The following is a 23,014-nucleotide window of genomic DNA, read 5'->3' as shown; positions in this document are numbered from 1 at the left end:
TCAAGCTTCCCCGACCGTCTCGAACAGGACGGCATCGACGGCGGACTGGGCGTCCATGCCGGACCAGACGACAAACTGGAAGGCCTGGAAATAAGCCTCGCAGGCTTCGAGCGCGCTCGACAGCAGCACCTCGACCTGCTTGTTGGTGGGCTCCGCCCCGCCGGCAAGCAACAGCGACTGGCGGAAGATCACCACGTCCTCGCGGCGCCACAGGTCGAAATGGCCCATCAGCACCTGGCCGTTCACGTGCGAGAGCAGGCAATGCACCTCGTTGACGCGACTTTCGGGAACCTTGATGTCGAAGGCGCAGGCAAGGTGCAGCGCCTCGAACTCTTCCATCCAGGAGAAGGAGACGTGGTAATCCGTCCACTTGCCTTCGACCGTCATCGCGATCTCGTCTTCGCCGGACCGCTCGAACGTCCAGTCATTGTTGGCTGCGACGAACTCGATCATGTCGACCGGGTTGGACTGACGCCCGATATCCAATTCCATAAGGCTCATGCATCACCTTCAAGGCCGGAAGGCATGCGACATCGTGCTCACACACACGACGCGGCAAACCGTACTCCGGATACAACACTGAATGATTGCTCGGCACCCTGCGCAATCTGGACGACTTACCCTGCCCGAAGCTTGCGCTGCCTGTTTCGAATCATCATTTAAAATCAGTGTATAACGGCGGAGTCACGACGCCAGCCCCTGGCCCGCCATTTTCTCCGCCCGGTTGTGGACAGAGGCTGTGAAAAAGATTCAGGTCGGAGGCTTAAGAGACTCTTCGAAAAGGGCTTTTCGCAAGTGTCCACAGGGGTAAAAATTTTATTAAAAAAAACGGTTGGCGCGGGGTGAATCACGCCAACCGAGTCCTGTCGGTGAAAACCTGTGCCGGAACGGCTCAGCTGCCTGCGTTGAGGCGGGCTTCCAGCGCCTCGATGCGCTTCAAAAGCGCGTCGTTTTCATCCCGCGCCTTGATCGCCATTTCACGCACCACCTCGAATTCCTCGCGCTTGACGAGGTCCATGCCGTTGATGAAGCGCTCGGCCTGGGCGCGGAACACCGTCTCGGCCTCCTTGCGCACGCCCTGGGCGGCACCGGCGGCGTCGGTCATCAACTTGGCGAAGTCGTCGAGAATACGGTTTGCGCCTGATGTCGTCATGGTCTGACCTCCCTGAGGTGTCGATGGTCGCTCCGGGCGCCAGCGCCCGCGTGTTGCCCTGAGGTAGGGTCTGATGTCGCTGCTTGCAAGCGGATTCCGGTGGATCGCCGCCGCTTCACGCCGCCGCACCGCCCCCGATCACGATTTATCGCCTTGACCCTGCCCCAAGGCGCCTCCATCTTCCGCCCGAAAACGCAAAAGAGCCTCATCTTGACGAACCTTGCCCAATTCCTCGCCATCATGCCCTATCCCGAGATCGATCCGATCGCCTTCTCCATCGGCCCGGTCGCCGTGCACTGGTACGGCATCGCCTATGTCGTGGGCATCCTCCTGGGCTGGGTCTATGCGCGCCGGCTGATCGAGACACCACGCCTGTGGGCGGGCGAGGCGCCGATAAGCCGTCCCCAGCTCGACGACTTCCTCGTCTGGGCAGCCGTCGGCATCATTCTCGGCGGTCGCGTCGGCTATATCCTTTTCTACGATTTCCCGAACGTCGCGGCCGATCCGCTGCGCGCCCTGCAGGTGTGGAACGGCGGCATGTCCTTCCACGGCGGCCTTGCCGGCACCACGCTCGCCATGATCCTCTTCGCCCGGCGCAACGCCATCCCGGTCTGGAGCCTCTTCGACATCGTCGCCGCCGTCGTGCCGATCGGCCTGTTCTTCGGCCGCATCGCCAACTTCGTCAACGGCGAACTCTGGGGCCGCCTCTCCGACGCGCCCTGGGCCGTGATCTTCCCCGAGGCAGGCCCCTTCGCCCGCCACCCGAGCCAGCTCTACGAAGCGGGGCTCGAAGGCATCGTGCTGGTCATCGTGCTCGCCCTTGCCATCTATCGTTTCGCCGCGCTGAAGCGCCCCGGCCTCGTGACCGGCCTCTTCGTGGCGGGCTATGCCCTGTCGCGCATCACGGTCGAGTTCTTCCGCGAGCCGGACCCGCAGCTCGGCTACCTTCTCGGCGGCTGGCTCACCATGGGCATGCTGCTCTCGCTGCCGATGCTCGCACTCGGCCTCTGGGCGATCGTCCGCGCCCGGCCGGCCACTGCGGCCAGTGCCTGAGCGAACGCGCCAATGCCGACGCCCCTCGCCCGCAAGATCAAGGCGCTGATCCGAACCAACGGCCCGATCAGCGTCACCGACTATTTCGCCTTGTGCCTTGCCGATCCGGAGCACGGCTACTACCGCACCCGCGACCCCTTCGGCGTCGCCGGCGACTTCGTCACCGCACCGGAGGTCAGCCAGCTCTTCGGCGAGATGCTCGGCATCTTCCTCGTGCATGCCTGGCAGAAACACGGCGGACCGGCAGACGTGCGCATTGCCGAGATCGGCCCCGGCCGGGGCACGATGATGGCAGACATGCTGCGCGTGATCGCAAGGATCGCCCCGCAGCTCTATGAGAGCGCGACGATCCACCTGATCGAGACAAGCCCGAAGCTGCGCACCGTCCAGCACGAAACGCTCGGCACCCATGCCGCGCGCGTCACCTGGCACGACAGTTTCGAGGAACTGCCCGACGGTTTCGTGCTGCTTGCCGCCAACGAGCTCTTCGATGCCATCCCGATCCGCCAGTTCATCAAGACACCGTCCGGTTTTCGCGAGCGGCTTGTCGGCCTCGATGCGGACGACGCCCTGACCTTTGCCGCCGGCGTCGCCGGCCTCGATCCCGCACTTCTGCCGGAAAACCACAAGGCGGTGCCAAACGGCACGATCTTCGAGATCGCCCCGGCCCGCGAGGCCGTCTTGGCGACGATCGGCGAGCGCATAGCCCGTTTCGGCGGAACCGCGCTCATCATCGACTACGGCCATTTCGTCACCGGCTTCGGCGATACGCTGCAGGCGGTGCTGAAACACGACTTCGACCCGCCGCTCGCCCATCCCGGCGAGGCGGATCTGACGAGCCATGTGGATTTCGAGCGTCTCGCCGGCACGGCGGCAAGCGTGGGCCTTCATGTGCACGGCATGCTGCACCAGGGCGACTTTCTCGTCGGCCTTGGCATCGGTGAGCGGGCCTCTGCCCTCGGCCGAAACCGCGACGCAGCGACGCAGCAATCGATTCTTGCCGATGTCGACCGGCTCGCCGGCGCAGGTGCTGGGAAAATGGGCGATCTTTTCAAGGTGTTGGCCGTCGGCAGCACGCCACTTGCCCTCTTTCCCTTCCGCCAGCCGGATTGACACAGGCCGTCAGGCCGGACAACATCCGGCCCGATTTGCACCCCGCATGCCCCGGCCGAAACCTTGGCCCGACGGGCCGCCCCAAGCCCAGCCGAGAGACCATGAAGGACGACGCGCTCCCCTCCCCGATCGAAAGCCCGCTCCTGACGGAGCGCGCCGGAAAGGCCGCGCAGCACGGCTTCTTCACCCGCGCCGGCGGGGTTTCCGACGGCATCTACCGCGGCCTCAATGTCGGCCTCGGCTCGAAGGACCAGCGTGAAAAGGTCGACGAGAATCGCGCCCGTGTCGCCCGCTGGTTCTCCGCCACGCCAGACCGGCTCGCCACCGTGCATCAGGTCCATTCACCCGATGTCGTCGTGGTCGATGGCGATTATGACGGCGCGCGGCCGCAGGCCGATGCGCTGGTCAGCGCGACACCCGGCATGGTGCTGGGCGTGCTTGCCGCCGATTGCGGGCCGATCCTCTTTTGCGACCCCGAGGCGCGCGTCGTCGGAGCGGCCCATGCCGGCTGGAAGGGCGCCCTCTACGGCGTGCTCGAAAGCACCATCGCGGCGATGGAAAGGCTCGGCGCCCGCAGGCAGGCCATCGTCGCCAGTCTCGGCCCCTCGATCAGCCGGAAGAGCTACGAGGTCGGGCCGGAATTCGTGGAACGCTTCCTCGGCGTCGACACGGCATATGCGCGCTATTTCACGCCCTCGGAAAAACCCGGCCACGCCATGTTCGACCTGCCGGGTCTGACCACGCAGCGATTGACCGACGCCGGGGTGACGGCGGAAAATCTCGACATCTGCACCTATCCGGACGAAGAGCGCTTCTTCTCCTACCGGCGCACCACGCACCGCCAGGAACCCGACTACGGCCGCCAGATATCGGCGATCATGCTAAGGGGCTGAGGCCCCCAACGACACAGGACGAGGGAGACACCGCCATGGCACTTCACTTCGACAGCGAGGAATACGCCAACCGGCTCCAGCGCCTCACCGCCCGCATGCGGGAGGAGAAGATCGACGCCATGCTGCTCTTCGCGCAGGAGAGCATGTACTGGCTGACCGGCTACGACACCTTCGGCTACTGCTTCTTCCAGACGCTCGTCGTGAAGGCGACCGGCGAGATGGTGCTGCTGACCCGTTCGGCAGACCTGCGCCAGGCCCGCCACACCTCCAACATCGAGAAGATCGAGATCTGGATCGACCGCATCACGGCCGATCCGACGATGGACCTGAAGAACCTGCTCTCCGACCTCGACCTGCTCGGTTGCCGCATCGGCGTCGAATATGACACGCATGGCCTTACCGGCCGCAACGCCCGCCTTCTCGACAACCAGCTCCAGAGTTTCGGCCAGATCATCGACGCCTCTAGCCTCGTCAGCCGGCTGCGCCTCATCAAGAGCCCGGCCGAGATCGCCTATGTCGAGCGTGCCGCCGCGCTGTCCGACGATGCGCTGGCCGCTGCCCTTCCGCTCATCGTGCCCGGCGGCGACGAGGCGGCGATCCTCGCGGCGCTGCAGAATGCGGTGCTGGCCGCCGGCGGCGACTATGCCGCCAACGAATTCGTCATCGGCTCGGGCGCCGACGCCCTGCTCTGCCGCTCCAAGTCCGGCCGGCGCAAGCTCGATGCGGAGGACCAGCTCACGCTGGAATGGTCAGGCGTCAGCGCGCGCTACCATGCGCCGATGATGCGCACGGCCATCATCGGCGAGCCGTCCAACCGCCACCGCGAGCTCTACAGCGCCTGCCGCGAGGCCATGCAGGCGATGGAAATGGTGCTGCGCCCCGGCAATACCTTCGGCACCGTCTTCGAGACCTTCGCCCGCATCATCGACGAGCGCGGCCTTGCCCGCCACAGGCTCAACACCTGCGGCTATTCCGTCGGCGCGCGCTTTGCGCCATCCTGGATGGAGCAGCAGATGTTCCTGGTCGGAAACCCCCAGGAGATCCAGCCGAACATGACGCTTTTCGTGCACACGATCGTGCTCGATTCCGACAGCGGCACGGCCATGACGCTCGGCCAGACCTACCTGACGACGACAGACACGCCGAAGGCGCTTTCGCGCTACGGGCTCGACTTCATCGAGGTCTGAGGGATCCACCCGCAGACCCCGCACGATCCCGCGATTGACAGGCCTTGAGGCCGCACCCATAAATCGTTGCGGGGAACGGAGGAGGCGAAAAGCCTTCCGCAGGACACGGACGACAATGATGCAAGAGCTGATGAAGCGGCTGGCACTGATCGGCCTCATTGCCACCCTTGCCGGCTGCAACAGCACGGACGCGCTGACGCCGCAGGTCGATGTCGGCGGCGGCACCTTCAATTCGCCGCCCGTCACTCAGAACGACCTCGACCAGATGAGCGCACAGACGACACCCGTCACGCGCACGACCCAGGAGACGGCCTTCACCCCGTCATCCGGCACCACGACGGGCGCGGACACCGCCGGCACGCTGCAGGGCCAGGCCGACGCGCTTGCCCGCAATGCGGGGGGCCAGCAGGACGCGGAGCTTGCCCGCACCACCGCCCAGCGCTCGCTCGCGGCCGAAACGTCGACCGGCGCGGAAGAGGTCGCCACCGTCCCGCCGGCCGCGGAAGCAGGCGAGACCGTGCGCTTCCTGCCGATCATCGGCGCCCCGGTCGAAGCCGTGACACCGCTCTCCAAGCGGCTCGGCGCGGAAGCCCGTTCCAACGGGCTGACGATCCGTAGCGCCTCCGACAGTTCGAGCAAATACATCCTGAAGGGCTACTTCTCCGCCATGAACGACAACGGCAAGACCACCGTCGTCTATGTCTGGGACGTGCTCGACGGCAGTGGCGCACGGCTGCATCGCATCCAGGGCCAGGAAAGCGTCTCGGGCACAGCCTCCGATCCCTGGGCCGCCGTACCGGCGCGCACGATGGAGGGCATCGCCCAGAAGACGATCCGCCAGTATCTCGACTGGCGCGGCGCCACACGCGGTTAAGCACGTCGCAGGGTTAATCACAGCGAAATGCGAAGAAACGCTTTTCGGATATCGCAAAGCCCTTGCATTCACGGATTTTGCCGCTTAAAGCCCCCCCATCAGCATAATCCACAGGCGGACCATAGATGAAGGTTTTCGCGGGCAATTCGAACCGGCTCCTGGCCGAAGCGATCTGCAATTATCTGAATGTTCCGCTCGGCCGGGCCACGGTCAGACGCTTCGCAGACCAGGAAATCTTCGTTGAAATCCAGGAGAACGTGCGCGGCGAGGACGTTTTCGTCGTGCAGTCGACCTCGTTCCCGACCAACGATCACCTGATGGAAATGCTCATCATGATCGATGCGATGCGCCGTTCCTCGGCACGCCGCATCACGGCCGTGATCCCCTATTTCGGCTACGCCCGCCAGGACCGCAAACCCGGCCCGCGTACGCCGATCTCGGCAAAGCTTGTCGCCAACCTCATCACCGAGGCCGGTGCCGACCGCGTACTGACGCTGGACCTGCATGCCGGCCAGATCCAGGGCTTCTTCGACATTCCCACGGACAACCTCTACGCCGTGCCGATCCTGGCGCGCGACGTGAAGGAAAACTACAACCTCGAAAACGTCATGGTCGTCTCGCCCGACGTCGGCGGCGTGGTGCGCGCCCGGGCGCTCGCCAAGCGCCTCGACTGTCTGCTCGCCATCGTCGACAAGCGCCGTGACCGTCCGGGTGAATCCGAGGTGATGAACGTCATCGGCGACGTTTCGGGCAAGGACTGCCTGCTGATCGACGATATCGTCGACTCGGGCGGCACGCTCTGCAACGCGGCCGAGGCGCTGCTGAAGAACGGCGCGACCAGTGTCACCGCCTATATCACGCATGGCGTTCTGTCGGGCGGCGCCGTCGCGCGCGTCACCTCGTCCAAGCTCAAGGAGCTTGTCATCACCGACTCGATCCAGCCCACAACGGCCGTCCAGTCGGCGCACAACATCCGCGTCATCTCGACGGCCAACCTGCTCGGCGAAGCGATCAACCGCACCAGCGCCGAGGAATCGGTATCGAGCCTCTTCGACTGACGGATTTTTGCCAGGGCCGATATCGGCCCTGGCATTTCTGCGCTAAGTTCCCCTCAGATTCGTCAGGGGAAAACCATGATCTCACTACCATTTCTATCCCGGCTCGCGGGGCCTGCCGTCCTCCTTCTCGCCGCCGGCACTCTGGCGGCCTGCTCGGTCGAGGTCGATGAAGGCCCCGGCGGCTACAATCCCCGCCCGCCGCAATTCTGCACCCGCGAATATGCGCCGGTCTGCGGCGAGCGCGGCCGCGACCGCCAGACCTTCGCCAATGCCTGCGAAGCGCGCTCCAGCGGCTACGGCATCATCGGCCGCGGTGAATGCCAGTTCCGCCGCCCGGATCGCGACCAGACCGGCTGGCAGGACGAGGATCGCGACGGCTGGAACAATGACGGCCGCGACCGTGACAGGGACCGCAATCGCAACGATCGGGACCGCCGGGAGCGGGAGCGTGACCGCAACGACCGGGGCGACCGTGAACGCCCGCGTGACCAGCGCGCCTGCACGATGGACTACAATCCGGTCTGCGGGCGCCGCGGCCCGGATTTCAAGGAGTTCGGCAATGCCTGCTCGGCGGAGGCGGCCGGCTTCACGGTCTATCGGCGCGGCCAGTGCCCGATTGGCTGAGCCCATCCCGATCGGTAGGCTGCACGCTCAACGCCTCCGTCATCATGGCCGGGTTTGACCCGGCCACCTAAGCCCATTGAAAAATATGGATCCTCGGGTCCAGCCCGAGGATGAAGTCGAGCGCGGGCGGATTTTCATAAAAGTCGGGCGATTGCCTCGAACCTGGTCAGCGCCCCGGCAGTGGACAGGCCTCGCCGCCGCCAAAGAGGCGCGAGCGGGTGAGAAACCGTTTTTCCCGGCCATTGTCGAGCGAGAACATACCGCCCCGACCCGGCACCACGTCGATGATCAGCTGCGTGTGCTTCCACACATCGAACTGGCTCTCGCTGATATAGACCGGCACACCGCCGATCTCGCCGAGCTTCACATCCCGGTCGCCGACAATGTAGTCGTCCGCCGGATAGCACATCGGTGAGGAGCCGTCGCAGCAGCCGCCGGACTGGTGGAACAGGATCTCGGGATGATCGGCCTGGATCTCCCGGATGAGCGACAGCGCGGCGTCTGTCGCCACCACACGCGGCTCGGTCGTGACTTCGGTCATGGCAGCTCTCCTCCAAACGGTTTTCCCTCTCCCCGGCTACGGGGAGAGGGATGGAGCGAGGAGCGACGGCGGACAGCGCTCCCACGCCCGTTGCACGCCTTCTCCGGGGGGTGGAGAAGGAGAGCGGTCGCTCAGAAGAAACCGAGCGCCTTGGGAGAGTAGCTGACCAGCATGTTCTTGGTCTGCTGGTAGTGGTCGAGCATCATCTTGTGGTTCTCGCGGCCGATGCCCGACTGCTTGTAACCGCCGAAGGCCGCATGGGCCGGATAGGCGTGGTAGCAGTTGGTCCAGACACGGCCGGCCTGGATGTCGCGGCCGAAATGGTAGCAACGGTTCGCTTCGCGGCTCCACACGCCGGCACCGAGGCCGTAGAGCGTGTCGTTGGCGATGGCGAGCGCTTCCGCATCGTCCTTGAAGGTCGTGACCGAGACCACCGGCCCGAAGATCTCCTCCTGGAAGATGCGCATCTTGTTGTGACCGCGGAAGACGGTCGGCTTGACATAGTAACCGCCCGAGAGATCACCGCCGAGATCGTTGCGCGCACCGCCCGTCAACAGTTCCGCACCCTCCTGCCGGCCGATGTCGATATAGGAGAGAATCTTTTCAAGCTGCTCGGACGACGCCTGCGCGCCGATCATCGTCGCGGTATCGAGCGGGTTGCCCTGCACGATCTTCTCGACACGCTTGACGGCCTTCTCCATGAAGCGGTCGTAGATCTTCTCATGTACCAGCGCGCGGCTCGGGCAGGTGCAGACCTCGCCCTGGTTCAGCGCGAACATCGCAAAGCCCTCGAGCGCCTTGTCGAGATAGTCGTCATCCTCGCGCATGACGTCTTCGAAGAAGATGTTCGGCGACTTGCCGCCAAGCTCCAGCGTGACCGGAATGAGGTTCTGGCTGGCATATTGCATGATCAGGCGACCGGTCGTCGTCTCGCCGGTGAAGGCGATCTTGGCGATGCGCGGATTGGAGGCGAGCGGCTTGCCGGCTTCCAGGCCGAAGCCGTTGACGATGTTGAGCACGCCGGCAGGCAAGAGATCGCCGATCAGCTCGGCCCAGACGAGGATCGAGGACGGCGTCTGTTCGGCCGGCTTCAGCACCACGCAGTTGCCGGCGGCGAGAGCAGGCGCCAGCTTCCAGGCAGCCATCAGGATCGGGAAGTTCCAGGGGATGATCTGGCCGACGACACCGAGCGGCTCGTGGAAGTGATAGGCGATCGTATTGTGGTCGACCTCGCTGATGCCGCCCTCCTGCGCACGAACGCAGGATGCAAAATAGCGGAAGTGGTCGATGGCGAGCGGGATGTCGGCGGCCAGCGTCTCGCGCAGCGGCTTGCCGTTGTCCCAGGTTTCCGCACGGGCGAGAAGGTCGAGATTGTCCTCCATGCGCTGGGCGATCTTCATCAGGATGTTGGAGCGCTCGGTGGTCGAGGTGCGGCCCCATTTGTCCTTGGCGGCATGGGCTGCGTCGAGGGCGAGCTCGATATCGGCAGCGTCAGAACGGGCGATCTCGCACAGCTTGCCGCCGGTGACCGGCGTGATGTTGTCGAAGTAGCGGCCGGCGACCGGCTCCTTCCACTCACCGCCGATGAAGTTGCCGTACTTTGCCTTGTACGGGTTTTCGACGATCTTCTGGTGCAGCATGTCATTCCTCCCATGTAGGGCCCGGACGGGCCGTCGGAGAGGATGGTGCTGCGCTTCGGCCGATCGCGGTAGAGGGGGCAGGACGATGGCGGCGGCGACTGTTTCAGAATTGAGACAGGCCGGCGCGACAGCCTGTGCTGCATTGCAACATCAATTGATCGAGAGCTTCTTCATCTTGCGGTACAGCGTCGCCCGGCTGATGCCGAGCAGATCGGCCGCCTGGCTGACATTGCCCCCGGCGCGCGTCAGCACGCGGCGCAGCGCCGCACGTTCCGCATCGTCGAGGTCGCGCCCGTCCTCCGCCCTATCCTCCTGCAGGAGGTCGGAGGCGGCGACGCCCGTGGCGATGCGCCGGTCGTCGAGACCGAGCACCTGGCGCGCGGCACGGGTTGCGCCCAGAACCAGGTCGTCGCGATCGACGGCGAGCAGCGCCGGCGCGCTACGCCCATCGACGGGCACAAGCAGGATGCGCGCGGCGGAGAAGGCGCGGCGGAAAAGCCCCGCCTCGATGCGCGCGGCGGCATCGCGGATCGCCTGCGAGAGGATCGACATGGTCATCTCGCCCGCATCGTCACGGCAGGTGGAAATGTCGATGGCGGCGGCAATGCGCCCCGTATGATCGCGGATCGGCGCAGTGGTGCAGGAAAGGCCGGTGTTCTGCGAGAGGAAATGCTGGTCGCGCAGGATGAGCACGGGCCGCTCGTCGGCCAACGCGGTGCCGATACCGTTGGTGCCGACGCTCGCCTCGCTCCACACCGTGCCGGACCAGAGCCCGACACCGCGAAAATCGCGGTCATCGCCCGCCGCCCCGCGCCGTTCGAGCGCAATGCCGTTCTCATCCGTCAGGAGCAGGCAGCAGCCGGCCTTGCCGACCGTGGCGAAGAGCCGGTCGATCTCGCCGCGCGCCTCCTCGATCAGCACGCTGGAGCGCGCCCGCGCCTGCCGGAATTCCGGCTCGGTCAGGCGCCAGGGGTGACGTGCCTCTTCGGGGGAAAGCCCGTGCAGCGTGAGGCAGCGGCGCCAGGAAGCAGCCACCGGCGAACTGGCCGCGGCCGAGGTGTGGGCCGCAACACTCTGCACATGATCTGCGTGATCGAAACGCATGGGCATCCACTCTCCTCCCCGAAAGCTTCGACCGATCGTCGCGCCAGAATACAACGCTTAACGACTATAGCCATGTTTGCGCCTGCCGGTCCAGCAGGACAAAGGTACAAGACTGGGGCGAACAGGGCTCCGTCGAGGCAATGGCCTCCTGTCCGTCCCGCCGGGTCCTGCCCTTGCCGAAACCCTGTTTCCAAGCCGCCCGGCGCCTGTTACCAGTGCACATTCCTGTCCAGCATCGATCCTTGCCATGTTTCGTGATTTTTCCGCCCAAGCCCTGTTCATGGGCCTGCTCACCGCCTTCGTCGGTTTTGCGAGTTCCTTCGCCGTCGTGCTGCACGGGCTGACCGGCGTCGGCGCCACGGAGGCGCAGGCGGCTTCCGGCCTGATGGCGCTGTCCGTGTCGATGGGCGTCTGCGCGATCGTGCTCAGCGCCACAACGCGGCTCCCCGTCTCTATTGCCTGGTCGACACCGGGCGCCGCGCTGCTGGCAAGTTCCGGCGCCGTGGAGGGCGGCTTTGCGACGGCCGTCGGCGGGTTCCTCGTCTGCGCGGTGCTGATCGTCATCGCCGGCCTGTGGAAGCCGCTTGGCCGCATGGTCGCTGCAATCCCGGCGACCCTCGCCAATGCCATGCTGTCGGGCGTCCTTATCGGCCTCTGCTTCGCTCCGGTGAAGGCCATCGCCTTCGATCCGCTGCTCGGCCTGCCGATCGTCCTTGCCTGGGTGGTCGTCGGCAGCATCAACAGGCTTTACGCCGTACCGGCGGCGCTTGCCGCCTTCGTCGCCGTGCTTGCCTTCGGCATCGACATTCCCGAAGGTGCCCTTTCAGGCCTCGCCGACTCGCTGCTGCCGCGGCCGGAGATCGTCGCGCCCGTCTTCACCGTCGCCGGGCTCGTCGGCATCGCGCTGCCACTCTTCATTGTCACCATGGCCTCACAGAACATTCCGGGCATCGCCGTTCTGAAGGTCAACCACTACGAGCCCAATCCGGGCCCGCTTTTTGCCGTCACCGGTCTCTTCTCGCTGCTGTCGGCGCCCTTCGGCGGCCATGCGGTCAACCTTGCCGCCATCACCGCCGCCATGTGCGCTGGAAGCGACGCGCATCCCGACTCGGCCAAGCGTTACTGGGCGGCGATCAATGCCGGCGTCTTCTACGTGATCTTCGGGCTTGCCGCAGGCGCCGTCACGGCCTTTGTCAGCCTCGCCCCGCCGATCCTCATACAGGCCGTCGCCGGCCTCGCGCTGATCAGCGCCTTTGCCGGCTCGGCGCTCAACGCCTTCAAGGAGCCGGAGGGCCGCGAGGCTGCGGCGGTGACCTTCCTCGTCACCGCCTCGGGTGTTTCCTTCGCCGGCATTTCCGGCGCCTTCTGGGGGCTGATCGCCGGAGGGCTGATGCTGGCGCTTGCCCGCCTCACGGCAAGGCGTCGCGCCAGGTCCTGACCCTTACTGCTGGAAGGGCAGCGGCTGGCCGTTGACCAGCACCTTGCCGTCCTTGTCGACCGTCAGGTCCCAGGCCTGCGCGCCGCCGCCGGCATCGCGGGCGAGGCCCTTCATCATCAGGAGGCCGAAGGCGGCCTGGCCGAATTCCGGCACCGTGGCGGCGTTCTTCTGGAGATAGGCGATCGTCTTGTCGAAGTTGCGCATAGTCACCGTCACTTCCGCACTATGGCGATCCTGCTGCTCGGGATAGACCAGCATCTTGCCGGCGAGATGCACGTCGTAGATCGGCGAGACGGCGGAAATGTCCTCGAATTCCATGGTCATCGCGCCATCCGGCAGGATGATGCGGCCGATCTCCTGGTTCTGCGCCTCCGTCAACGGCTCGGGCTTTGTGAAATCGGCATGGTCGATGAGATAGTTGACCGCGCCGGCAAGATCGAGATTGGTCACCGCCGCCTTGAAGGTCGCGCGCTCCGGCAGCGCCTCCGCGAAAGCCGCCGGCAGGATGCCGGCCGGCGGCTTGGGCTTCTCCACGCCGAAACCGAAGCCGACACGGGTGGAATGGGCAATGCCGTTCATGTCGATGACATAGCTGACGCTCTCGGCACCGAACGTACCCTGCTCCGTACCGACGCTCACGTTGGAGGCCTTGATCGTTTCGGTGAGGTTGTCGAAGACCGGCAGGGCGGAGCGCAGCATCTCCTTCAGCCGCGCCGCATCCGCCGCCTCCAGCTTGTCCTTGTGCATGTTGTCGAGCACGAAGAAGACGAGGTCCTGCACCACCTTGTTGCGCGCACCATCCATGCTGACATCGATGTCGACCGTGTCGGCGCTGATATCCACCCGGCCGTTCGCACCGCCGGTGATCGTCTCGGCAAAGGCCTTCATCACGCCCGTGCTGGAAATGTCGAGAATGCCCTCGCCCTTCTTCTCCGCGGCAAGACGCATCACCGTCTCGCCGAAGCTTGCCGTGATGCTCTCCTGCGGCGAGGTGCTGGTGAAGGCGATCTTCTCGGCCTTCCAGTCGGCGGAGGTAAAGTAGAGGATATCAGGATCGTAGATGCCTTCGAGTTTCATCGAGGCAATGATGTAGGAGAAGGAGTTCTTGCCGGGCGCGACGTCGACAGACCCCTTGATGTCGAGATTGTCGTTCGCCTCGATACGATAGGTGCCTTCCGGCATGGGCCTCAGATAGGCCGTCATCGGCTTCAACCCTTCGACCGTCACTGCGCCGGACTTGTGCTTCTCAAGCAGCACGGCCGGATTGAAGCGCAGCTCGTAGAACGAGGTCGCTGCCTTGACGCTGACGAGGCCCGCCTCGATCATGTCCTGCGGCAGGTAGCGCGTGAGCTTCTGCTGAATACTTTCGGCCTCGGCTGGCGAAACCTCCTGGGCAAGGACCGGGCTTGCGGATACAAGCGCGAATGCGGCCGAGGCCATCAGGATCTGTCTTCTCATCGTGGTTTCCTTCGCCGAACTGATTTGCAAGCGAACATCCAATCATGACCGCATCGTGTCAATCCGGCTGCGGGCCTTGCATTTCCGGGCGTTCTCGTTTATCGAGCCCCCGTCCGCGTAGACACCCTTGGAGGCAACGTGGATGAGGCTTTCACGAAATCCTCAAGCTTTTTGCGGCGGCAGGGCGATCCCTGCCTGCGAAGGGCTCTCCAGTAACACACGAAAGGTAAAGCCATGAGCCACGACACTTACGAGCTCAAGGCCGAGACGCGCGAACGGGTTGGTAAGGGGTCCTCCCGTGAACTTCGCCGCAACGGCCTTATTCCCGCAGTCATTTACGGCGACAAGCAGGCCCCGCTCTCCATCGCCCTGTCGACCAAGGACGTCACGCAGCGTATCCACGCCGGCGGTTTCAAGACGACCGTTGCGACGATCGATGTCAACGGCGAGAAGATCAAGGTCCTGCCGAAGGACTACCAGCTTGATCCGGTCCGCGACTTCACGATGCATGTCGACTTCCTGCGCGTTTCGGGCAACACCCACGTCGTCGTCGAAGTTCCGGTTCACTTCGTCAACGAAGAGAAGTCCCCGGGCATCAAGGCCGGCGGCGTCCTGAACATCGTTCGCCACGCTGTCGAACTGCATGCTCTGGCCGGCGATATTCCGGAATTCATCACGGCTGACCTGGCCGGCCTGAAGGTCGGCGACGGCATCCACATCTCGCATGTCAAGCTGCCGAAGGGCACGAGCCCGGTCATCGCCGACCGCGACTTCACGATCGCCACGATCGCTGTCCCGGCTGCCGGCGTGAAGGAAGAAGAAGCAACGGAAGCATCCGAGTAATCGGTTCCGTTCTGACGGCTTCGAAAGCCCCGCATCCCGACGGATGCGGGGCTTTTCTTTGCCCGCTTTCCGCCACTACCGTGGCGTGAGGCCTGAATTTTCAGCACTTTTCCGGACGGCGATTTCAGCAACATTTAAGACTTTGATGAAAATCTAAGCCTCACAGATGGCGAAAGCCAAAGAGGGGCGTTATGGGCGGGCTTGGCATCATGGCATGGGGGCAACCGGCATGAAAATGCATTCGGTGGAAAGCCGCTTCATTGCCATCGTCATCGGCGCCCTGTTCATCTTCGTCGCCCCGCTCTTCGCACTTTTCCTGATCCTTTCCTCCGACCGCGTCGCGCGGGAGCGCCTGGAGAACACAGAAGTGCTGCTTGAGGCCAACGTCCAGGCACTCGGCAAGCCATTGTGGGATTTCGACAAGGACAGCATCGACCAGATCGTCAGCGCGTTGCAGGCAGATGCCGACATCTCCTTCGTCCATGTGCGCGACACCTCGGATGTCATCGACATCAGCAAGCCCGCGACGCGTCCCGACCCGGACGACGCCCGCTCGATCGTCAAGACCGACATCCTCTACAAGGCGAACGACGGCATCAAGAAGGTCGGTACGGCGGAAATCTGGATCCGTAAGGAGGGCCTGCTCTCGCGATTCTCGACGGACGAGATGAGCATCTTCGCCATCTTCTTCTTTGCCGTGGCGACACTCTTTACCGCCGCCATCATCGGCAACCGCATCACCGTCATCCGCCCGCTGATGCGGCTGACGGCCGCCATCGAGGCGACACGCCGGCTCGGCTCGCGCCATCATGTCGACTGGACATCGAGCGACGAGATGGGCGCCCTCGCCCACAATTTCAACGAGATGCAGAGCCAGCTGGAGCGCGAGGAGAAGGAGCTGAAGCTCGCTCATGCCCGCGCCACCGACATCTACAATCTCACGCCGGCCATGCTCTTCTCCATCGACGCGGAGAACCGCATCACCGCGGTCAGCGACTACTGGCTGACCGCGACCGGCTATCGCCGCGCCGCGGTGATCGGCCAGAAGTTCACCGACTTCGTTGCCGAGGACTGGCGCGAGACCTATCGCAGGCGCCATGACGAGAACAACGCCAATGGCGGCATCTGCGAGGCGACCGTCCGCTTCCGCTGCGCCGATGGCAGCATGATCGACGTGTTGATCCTGGAAACCGGCGCCGCTGCCAGCAGCCACCGCCAGGCGCTGTCGCTCTCCGTGATGACCGACGTCACCGACCTCAAGGAGGCGGAGAACCGCAACCATCACCAGGCGATCACCGACCACCTGACGGGCCTGCTCAACCGGCAGGGCTTCGAATCGGTGCTCGACGAGCTGATCGGCACCGCCGACAGGCTCGGCCAACAGCTCGCCTGCCTCTTCGTCGATCTCGACCGCTTCAAGTGGATCAACGACAATCTCGGCCATGCCGCCGGCGACGACGTGCTTTGCCAGGTGGCGACACGCCTGCGCCGGCAGCTGCGTGCGGGCGACCGCATCGCCCGGCTCGGCGGCGACGAATTCGCCATCCTGCTCGCCGCCCCGAACGCGCGGCAGCTCGCCATGGATGTCAGCGAACGGTTGGTCGCGAGCCTACGCACGCCCCTCACCATCAACGGCGCTGACTTGCAAGTCAGCGCCAGCATCGGCGTCGCCGTCTATCCTGATCACGCCTCGACGGCGGCCTGCCTGCTGCAGAAGTCGGACATGGCGATGTATGCGCGCAAGCGCAGCGGCAAGAACGGCGTGCAGCTCTTCGACAACAATATGGTGGACATCGCCCGCAAGCGGCTGGAAACCGAGCAGTTCATCGACCAGGGCCTGCGCGACGACTGGTTCGTCGCCCATCTCCAGCCGATCGTTTCGCTCGCTGACGGACGCGTCGCCGGCTTCGAGGCCCTGATGCGTCTCAGCCACCCCGAGCGCGGCCTGCTGCCGCCGGCCGAGATCATCGGCATTGCGGAGGAGAACGGTTCGATCAGCCGCATCGGGGACACCATCCTCTCGAAGTCGATCGCCAGCCTCGCCGTCATTTCAAAGCTCGATGGGCTTGCCGACAGCTATCTTGCCGTGAACTTCTCGCCCCTGCAGTTCGAGCCCGCTTTGCCCGCCCGCCTTGCCGCCCTGCTCCTGGAACACGGCGTCACACCGTCGCGCATCGTGGTGGAAATCACCGAGGCCGTACTGATGCTCGACAATCCCATCGTGCGCGAGGTGCTCGACGCACTCTCCGATCTCGGTTGCCGCATCGCGCTCGACGATTTCGGCACCGGCTATTCCTCGCTGTCCTATCTCAACCGTTTTCCCGTCGATATCGTCAAGGTCGACCAGTCCTTCACCCGCTCGCTCTCTTCCGACCAGCCGGACGTGCGCCGCAAGAGCCGCATGCTGATCGAGGGTATCCGCACGATCTCGCACCAGATGGGCTGTGCGGTCGTGGCGGAGGGCATCGAGACGACGGAACAGTGGGATATCCTCCAGTCCATGCAGATCGAGTTCGGCCAAGGCTATCTCCTGAGTCGTCCTCTTCCGCTTGACGCGCTCCTGGAGAAACTGGACGAATTCACGATGACGGAAAGGCCGGAGCGCCGCGCCGCTGCCTCCTGATGAAAGACTGAGGACGAGACGATGAAGACGCTGCTTTTGACGCTTTGCCTGTCGCTCGCCCCCTTTTCAGCGCCGCTCGCCGAAACGCTGCATTTCGTGACGGAGGAATACGCACCCTTCAACTATTCAAAGGACGGCAAGATCACCGGCATCGCGGTCGAGCAGGTCGAGGCAATGGCAAAGGCCGCCGGCGTCGACTACACGATCGAGATCATGCCCTGGGCTCGTGCCTTCGCGATGGCCGAAAGCCAGCCGATGAACTGCGTCTTCACGACTGGCTACAACCGGGAGCGCGCCGATCGCTTCGCCTGGGTCAATCCGCTGCTGAAAGACGAAATGGTGCTGCTGAAGCGCAAGGATGGCAGCAAGGGGCCGGCAAACCTGCAGGACGCGCTTACCATGAAGGTCGGCTCGCAGCGTGGCGATTTTGCCGTCGAAGCGCTGGAGGGCCTCGGTTTTAAAGAGATCGACCTTGCAGCGGACATCGACATTTCGGTGCGCAAGCTGCTCTCCGGCCGCATCGACCTGATGCCGACCTCGATCAAGACCTATGAGAACCTCATCAGCCAGGGCCAGCCGGTTGAAAAGGCCATGCTGATGGCCGGCCAGATTTATGGCCTCGCCTGCCACAAGCAGACCCCACCGGCGCTTATCAAGCGGCTGCAGGCGGCGCTCGACCAGCTCATCGTCAGCGGTGAGCAGGACCGCATCTACACAGCCTACGGCCTGCCGCCGAACCCGCGCACGGCCGATGGCGGCGCGAAGAATTGAATGCGGACGGTTGACTTCCGGTCGCTTTCGCGGTGGTGAAGGCCGGACAGATCCATTTTGCGGACCATTCCATGCAGATCATCGCGGGGCTCGGCAATCCGGGCACAAAATATGCGGGCAACCGCCACAATATCGGTTTCATGGCGCTGGATGCGATCCACCGCAAGAACCCCTTCTCGCCCTGGTCGAAGAAGTTCAAGGCAGAAATCTCCGAAGGCGAGCTTGCCGGCGAGAAGGTGCTGCTCGTCAAGCCGCAGACCTTCATGAACCTGTCGGGCGAATCCGTCGGTGAGGCCATGCGCTTCTACAAGCTGGCGCCGAAGGACATCGTCGCGATCTACGACGAGCTGGATCTTGCGCCGGGCAAGGCGCGCATCAAGGTCGCCGGCGGCCATGGCGGGCACAACGGCATCAAGTCGATCGACGCCCATTGCGGCAAGGACTATCGGCGCCTGCGCCTCGGCATCGGTCATCCGGGCGCCAAGGAACTCGTCACCAACCATGTGCTCGGCGATTTCGCCAAGGTCGACCATAGCTGGCTCGACCCGCTGCTCGACGAGCTCGCCCTCAATGCCGACATGCTGGTGCGGGGAGAGGATTCGCAGCTGATGAACAAGCTGGCGCTCGCCACCGGCAGCAAGCCGGAAGCGGAAAAGACCCCCGCACAGAAACCGGCCGGCCAGTCCCATATCCGCCAGGCGCGCAACCACGCCCAGCCGAAGATCCTGCCGACGACCGGGCCGATGGCGGAGATGCTGAAGAAACTGCTCGGCAACAAGGGCGACTAGGATGGCTGCGGACGTGGACCTGCGCCCCGCAGAACCGGGCGATCTTCCGGGGCTGCTCGCGCTCTATGCCGAACTCAATCCTGCCGATCCGCCGCTGGATGCGGCAACGGCGCATGATCGCTTCGCCGCAATCCTCGCCCAGCCCGGCATGACGATCTTCGTCGCCGCGGACAAGCAAAAGCCGCTCGCCTCCTGCACGCTCGTCATCGTGCCGAACCTCACCCGGGGCGGCGCCCCCTATGCGCTGATCGAGAACGTCGTCACCCACCACACCGCCCGCCGGCGGGGCCTCGGCCGTGCCGTCATCCGGCATGCGATCGATACGGCCTGGGCGGCCGGCTGCTACAAGGTCATGCTGCTGACGGGCCGGGGCGACAGCGAAGCCCATGCCTTCTACACGAGCTGCGGCTTCCGGCAGGACAAGACCGGCTTCCAGATCCGCCGTCCCACACCGAATTGACTACTCCTCCGGCTCGGTCTGGAAGAGCAGCGGGAAGCCTGCCTCCTTGGCAAGGTCCGTCGCTTCCTTCGCCTTGGTCTCGGCAATGTCGCGGGCGCAGACGACCACCACCGCCGTGCCCATCTTGTGTGCGGTCATCATGACGCGATAGCTCGTCTCCTCCGCCATGCGGAAGACGGCCTTCAGCACCAGCGTCACGAATTCGCGCGGCGTGTAGTCGTCGTTGACGAGAATGACCTTGTAGAGCTTCGGGCGCTCCAGCTTCGGCTCCGTCACGGTTTTCGGGGTGAGGGTCGTGTCACCATTGCTCATGGGAAGCTCCTCGTATTCCGGCTCCGAGCGGTGTGAGCCCCATTGTGCACCGCAGGAGAGGCGACTTCAAGGCCCTGCATGGCCGAAGGCCTTGACCCTGCCCCCGCCATCCCCCATAGCGAGGGCAACGATTTTCTTAAGACGAATGGACCACTTCCATGGGTTTCAAATGCGGTATCGTCGGTCTGCCGAATGTCGGCAAGTCGACCCTCTTCAACGCGCTGACCAAGACGGCCGCCGCCCAGGCGGCAAACTACCCCTTCTGCACCATCGAGCCGAACACCGGCGAAGTGGCTGTTCCCGATCCGCGCATGAAGGCGCTCGCCACCATCGCCGGTTCCAAGGAAATCATCCCCACCCGCATCTCCTTCGTCGACATCGCCGGCCTCGTGCGCGGCGCCTCGAAGGGTGAAGGCCTCGGCAACAAGTTTCTCGCCAACATCCGTGAAGTCGATGCCGTCGTGCATGTGCTGCGCTGCTTCGAGGATGACGACATCACCCACGTCGAGGGCCGCATCAACCCGGTCGGCGATGCCGACACGATCGAGACCGAGCTGATGCTCGCCGACCTCGAAAGCCTGGAGCGCCGCGTCGAACAGACCCGCAAGCGCGCCACCGGCAAGGACAAGGAGTCCCTTGCGCAGCTGCCGATCATGGAAGCCGTGGTGAAGCTGCTCAACGAAGGCAAACCGGCCCGCCTGCTCCTCAAGACGCTGGCACCCGAGGAAATCGAGGTTCTGAAAGGTCTCAACCTCCTCACCTCCCACCCGGTTCTCTATGTCTGCAACGTCGCGGAGGCCGATGCCTCGACCGGCAACACGCACACCGAAGCCGTCGCCGCCATGGCGAAGGAACAGGGCGCCGAATGCGTCATCATCTCGGCAGCGATCGAATCCGAGGTCGCCCAGCTTCCGGAAGAGGAGGCCGCCGAATTCCTCTCGGCGCTCGGCCTTGAGGAAGCGGGTCTCGACCGGCTGATCCGCGCCGGCTACCACCTGCTCGACCTTATCACCTATTTCACCGTCGGCCCCAAGGAAACCCGCGCCTGGACCATCGTGCGCGGCACCAAGGCCCCGCAGGCGGCCGGCGTCATCCATACGGATTTCGAACGCGGCTTCATCCGTGCCTTCACCATCTCCTATGACGACTACATCGCCTACAAGGGCGAAGTCGGCGCAAAGGAGGCCGGCAAGGGCCGCGACGAAGGCAAGGAATACGTGGTGCAGGACGGCGACGTCATCCACTTCCGCTTCAACACGTAAGACGACCCGACAGCCTCCATTCGAGACCGCCGTCCCCGGCTGGGGCGGCGGTTTTTCTTTGCGCTTGAAGGACATGGCGTCCCGCCAATTCCGCCGGCGCTTGCAAAAGCCGGACACCCTCGCCATTGTCCCCCCGCAACAGAACGGATCGCGACGTGGCCAACTACACCTTTGAAGACTTCACGCCGGGCCGGCGCTTCGACTTCACGAAGCGCACGCTCACGGCAACCGAGATCGTCGCCTTCGCGACGGAATTCGATCCCCAGCCGATGCACATGGACGAGGCCGCCGGTCGCGCAAGCATTCTCGGCGGCCTTGCCGCCTCCGGCTGGCACACCAGCGCCGTGATGATGCGCATGCTCTTCGAAGCCTATATCGACGGCTCCACCTCGGAAGGCTCGCCCGGCGTCGACCTGATGGAATGGAAGCGCCCGGTGCTGGCAGGCGATACGCTCGGCGGCCACTGCGAAGTGCTCGATGCCCGCACCTCACGCTCGCGTCCCGAAATCGGCATCGTGCGCATGCGCGCCACGGTGACGAACCAGCGCGGCGAAACGGTCGCCCTTTGCGAATACATCAACATGATGCGCCTTGCCGAAAAGGAAGCCGACCATGCGCATGGCTGAGCTCTATGCCTTCGGCGAGGCCGTCGAAATCGGCAACCTCACCTTCACGGCGGAAGACATCATCCGCTTCGCAGGGGATTTCGACCCGCAACCCTTCCATCTCGACGCGGAGTTGGCCAAGCAGGCTCTTTTCGGTGGCCTCTGCGCTTCCGGCTGGCATTCCTCCGCCGGCTGGATGAAATGCTTCGTGCCGTTCTGGGCGGGCGAATGCAAACGCCTCGCCCGCGAGGGCATCACGCCCCCGAACCTCGGCCCCTCCCCCGGCTTCACGAACCTGCGCTGGCTGAAGCCGGTCTTCGCCGGTGACACGATCACCTATTCTGTGACCCTGACCGCCTCGCGCGAACTCGCCTCACGGCCGGGCCGGCTGATCAATACGATCCTGTGCGCGGGAAGGAACCAGAACGGCGAACCGGTCATTCGCTTCGAGAGCACGGTTCTGGAATTCGTCTGAACCGCCCGTTCGCTTTGCCCTCACCCTGACCCTCTCCCCGCAGCGGGGAGAGGGGATGTGCTCCACAAACAGCGTCAGTTGGGAAACCGGCACGGCCTATCCCTTCGCCCGGCGTGCGGGGAGAAGGTGGCCGGCAGGCCGGATAAGGAGCGACACGCCACCTCAGACAGCCGGCAGCTGCCTTCAATGCCCGTCGAACGCCACCAGCGTGCGCACTTCCACGCCGAGCGCTTCGAGCTTCTTGCGCCCGCCGAGTTCCGGCAGGTCGATGACGAAACAGGCCGCGACGATATCCGCGCCGATCTGGCGCAGCAGCTTCACCGCAGCCTCCGCCGTGCCGCCGGTCGCGATCAGGTCGTCGATGAGGATGACCTTCTCCCCCGGCTTGATGGCGTCCTTGTGCATCTCCATCTCGTCCACGCCATATTCCAGGCTGTAGGCAATGCGCACGGTCTCGTGCGGCAGCTTGCCCTTCTTGCGGATCGGCACGAAGCCTGTCGACAGCTGGTGCGCCATCGCGCCACCGAGGATGAAACCGCGCGCCTCGATGCCGGCGACCTTGGCGACGCCGATGCCCGCATAGGGGTGCACCAGCTCATCCACCGCACGGCGGAAGGCGCGCGGATTGCCGAGGAGCGTGGTGATGTCGCGGAACATCACGCCGGGCTTGGGATAGTCCGGGATGTTGCGGATCGCGGCGACGAGTTCGTTTTCGAGTGTAGACATGGGAATTCCGACT

At 64.5% G+C, this 23,014-nt stretch carries 24 protein-coding genes; 16 read left to right on the top strand and 8 right to left on the bottom strand.

All coding sequences use genetic code 11. The features are described from left to right. Together P9A16_RS03370 and P9A16_RS03365 are read right to left on the bottom strand one after the other, a co-directional pair. Positions 1-501, bottom strand: coding sequence for a YbjN domain-containing protein (locus tag P9A16_RS03370; protein ID WP_024271243.1), 501 nt, complete (start codon positions 499-501; stop codon positions 1-3). A gap of 391 nt (positions 502-892) precedes the next feature. Then, the gene (locus P9A16_RS03365; RefSeq protein WP_023513263.1) at positions 893-1,153 is read right to left on the bottom strand and encodes an accessory factor UbiK family protein; all 261 of its coding nucleotides are present in this window, start codon (positions 1,151-1,153) and stop codon (positions 893-895) included. Between the two features lie 240 nt (positions 1,154-1,393). On the opposite strand from P9A16_RS03365, the gene lgt reads away from it, so the two are divergent. From lgt to P9A16_RS03330, 7 genes are all read left to right on the top strand, one after another. Further along, positions 1,394-2,206 (top strand): prolipoprotein diacylglyceryl transferase, encoded by an 813-nt coding sequence (gene lgt / locus P9A16_RS03360; protein WP_037408731.1) that lies wholly within the window; start codon positions 1,394-1,396, stop codon positions 2,204-2,206. A gap of 12 nt (positions 2,207-2,218) precedes the next feature. Further along, a complete protein-coding gene (locus P9A16_RS03355; RefSeq protein WP_023513265.1) occupies positions 2,219-3,319 on the top strand; it encodes a class I SAM-dependent methyltransferase in 1,101 nt (366 codons plus the stop codon). Between the two features lie 101 nt (positions 3,320-3,420). After that, entirely contained in the window at positions 3,421-4,212 is a 792-nt protein-coding gene (pgeF, locus tag P9A16_RS03350; RefSeq protein ID WP_023513266.1) for a peptidoglycan editing factor PgeF, read from the top strand. A 35-nt stretch (positions 4,213-4,247) separates the two neighbouring features. Beyond that, complete coding sequence (locus tag P9A16_RS03345) at positions 4,248-5,399, top strand: M24 family metallopeptidase (protein ID WP_023513267.1); 1,152 nt, start codon at positions 4,248-4,250, stop codon at positions 5,397-5,399. Positions 5,400-5,517: 118 nt separating this feature from the next. Then, entirely contained in the window at positions 5,518-6,273 is a 756-nt protein-coding gene (locus tag P9A16_RS03340) for a hypothetical protein (RefSeq protein WP_037408730.1), read from the top strand. Between the two features lie 125 nt (positions 6,274-6,398). Further along, entirely contained in the window at positions 6,399-7,331 is a 933-nt protein-coding gene (locus P9A16_RS03335; protein ID WP_023514571.1) for a ribose-phosphate pyrophosphokinase, read from the top strand. 75 nt (positions 7,332-7,406) lie between these two features. Next, complete coding sequence (locus P9A16_RS03330) at positions 7,407-7,955, top strand: Kazal-type serine protease inhibitor domain-containing protein (RefSeq protein WP_023514572.1); 549 nt, start codon at positions 7,407-7,409, stop codon at positions 7,953-7,955. 166 nt (positions 7,956-8,121) lie between these two features. Here the strand turns inward: P9A16_RS03330 and P9A16_RS03325 are convergent, their stop codons facing one another. From P9A16_RS03325 to P9A16_RS03315, 3 genes are all read right to left on the bottom strand, one after another. Then, entirely contained in the window at positions 8,122-8,496 is a 375-nt protein-coding gene (locus tag P9A16_RS03325; protein ID WP_023514573.1) for a DUF779 domain-containing protein, read from the bottom strand. A gap of 131 nt (positions 8,497-8,627) precedes the next feature. Continuing rightward, positions 8,628-10,136: an aldehyde dehydrogenase gene (gene adh, locus P9A16_RS03320; RefSeq protein WP_023514574.1), complete on the bottom strand. Its 1,509-nt coding sequence runs from the start codon at positions 10,134-10,136 to the stop codon at positions 8,628-8,630. A 150-nt stretch (positions 10,137-10,286) separates the two neighbouring features. Then, positions 10,287-11,246 carry a helix-turn-helix domain-containing protein gene (locus tag P9A16_RS03315; protein ID WP_023514575.1) on the bottom strand — a complete coding sequence of 320 codons (960 nt, stop codon included), beginning with the start codon at positions 11,244-11,246 and terminating at the stop codon, positions 10,287-10,289. A 241-nt stretch (positions 11,247-11,487) separates the two neighbouring features. Between P9A16_RS03315 and P9A16_RS03310 the strand changes: the two genes are divergently transcribed. Continuing rightward, complete coding sequence (locus tag P9A16_RS03310) at positions 11,488-12,678, top strand: benzoate/H(+) symporter BenE family transporter (RefSeq protein ID WP_024271242.1); 1,191 nt, start codon at positions 11,488-11,490, stop codon at positions 12,676-12,678. Positions 12,679-12,681: 3 nt separating this feature from the next. Here the strand turns inward: P9A16_RS03310 and P9A16_RS03305 are convergent, their stop codons facing one another. Beyond that, positions 12,682-14,136, bottom strand: coding sequence for a hypothetical protein (locus P9A16_RS03305; protein WP_024271241.1), 1,455 nt, complete (start codon positions 14,134-14,136; stop codon positions 12,682-12,684). A 234-nt stretch (positions 14,137-14,370) separates the two neighbouring features. Here P9A16_RS03305 and P9A16_RS03300 point away from each other — a divergent pair, with 234 nt between their 5' ends. From P9A16_RS03300 to P9A16_RS03280, 5 genes are all read left to right on the top strand, one after another. After that, positions 14,371-14,979, top strand: a complete 609-nt coding sequence (locus P9A16_RS03300; RefSeq protein WP_023513613.1) for a 50S ribosomal protein L25/general stress protein Ctc — start codon at positions 14,371-14,373, stop codon at positions 14,977-14,979. Between the two features lie 229 nt (positions 14,980-15,208). Further along, a complete protein-coding gene (locus tag P9A16_RS03295) occupies positions 15,209-17,602 on the top strand; it encodes an EAL domain-containing protein (protein WP_023513612.1) in 2,394 nt (797 codons plus the stop codon). A 21-nt stretch (positions 17,603-17,623) separates the two neighbouring features. Continuing rightward, the gene (locus P9A16_RS03290) at positions 17,624-18,373 is read left to right on the top strand and encodes a substrate-binding periplasmic protein (RefSeq protein ID WP_023513611.1); all 750 of its coding nucleotides are present in this window, start codon (positions 17,624-17,626) and stop codon (positions 18,371-18,373) included. A gap of 71 nt (positions 18,374-18,444) precedes the next feature. Continuing rightward, positions 18,445-19,161, top strand: a complete 717-nt coding sequence (pth, locus tag P9A16_RS03285) for an aminoacyl-tRNA hydrolase (protein ID WP_023513610.1) — start codon at positions 18,445-18,447, stop codon at positions 19,159-19,161. A 1-nt stretch (position 19,162) separates the two neighbouring features. After that, the gene (locus P9A16_RS03280; RefSeq protein ID WP_023513609.1) at positions 19,163-19,621 is read left to right on the top strand and encodes a GNAT family N-acetyltransferase; all 459 of its coding nucleotides are present in this window, start codon (positions 19,163-19,165) and stop codon (positions 19,619-19,621) included. On the opposite strand, the gene clpS is transcribed toward P9A16_RS03280, so the two are convergent. Next, a complete protein-coding gene (clpS, locus tag P9A16_RS03275) occupies positions 19,622-19,933 on the bottom strand; it encodes an ATP-dependent Clp protease adapter ClpS (RefSeq protein WP_023513608.1) in 312 nt (103 codons plus the stop codon). 158 nt (positions 19,934-20,091) lie between these two features. On the opposite strand from clpS, the gene ychF reads away from it, so the two are divergent. The 3 genes from ychF (at position 20,092) to P9A16_RS03260 (ending at position 22,275) form a co-directional block, all read left to right on the top strand. After that, positions 20,092-21,195 carry a redox-regulated ATPase YchF gene (gene ychF / locus P9A16_RS03270; RefSeq protein ID WP_023513607.1) on the top strand — a complete coding sequence of 368 codons (1,104 nt, stop codon included), beginning with the start codon at positions 20,092-20,094 and terminating at the stop codon, positions 21,193-21,195. A 155-nt stretch (positions 21,196-21,350) separates the two neighbouring features. Continuing rightward, entirely contained in the window at positions 21,351-21,821 is a 471-nt protein-coding gene (locus P9A16_RS03265) for a MaoC family dehydratase (protein WP_023513606.1), read from the top strand. Continuing rightward, positions 21,808-22,275 (top strand): MaoC family dehydratase, encoded by a 468-nt coding sequence (locus tag P9A16_RS03260; RefSeq protein ID WP_023513605.1) that lies wholly within the window; start codon positions 21,808-21,810, stop codon positions 22,273-22,275. The genes P9A16_RS03265 and P9A16_RS03260 overlap by 14 nt, the downstream gene beginning before the upstream one ends. Before the next feature lie 183 nt (positions 22,276-22,458). Here P9A16_RS03260 and P9A16_RS03255 read toward each other — a convergent pair whose 3' ends face one another. Further along, positions 22,459-23,001, bottom strand: coding sequence for an adenine phosphoribosyltransferase (locus tag P9A16_RS03255; protein WP_023513604.1), 543 nt, complete (start codon positions 22,999-23,001; stop codon positions 22,459-22,461). Between the last annotated feature and the right edge of the window lie 13 nt (positions 23,002-23,014).

It is taken from the genome of Shinella sp. 838 (genome assembly GCF_029623935.1).
Lineage (GTDB): Bacteria > Pseudomonadota > Alphaproteobacteria > Rhizobiales > Rhizobiaceae > Shinella.
Note: the sequence above shows the minus strand (reverse complement) of the source record. Positions and strands in the feature narration are given on the sequence as shown.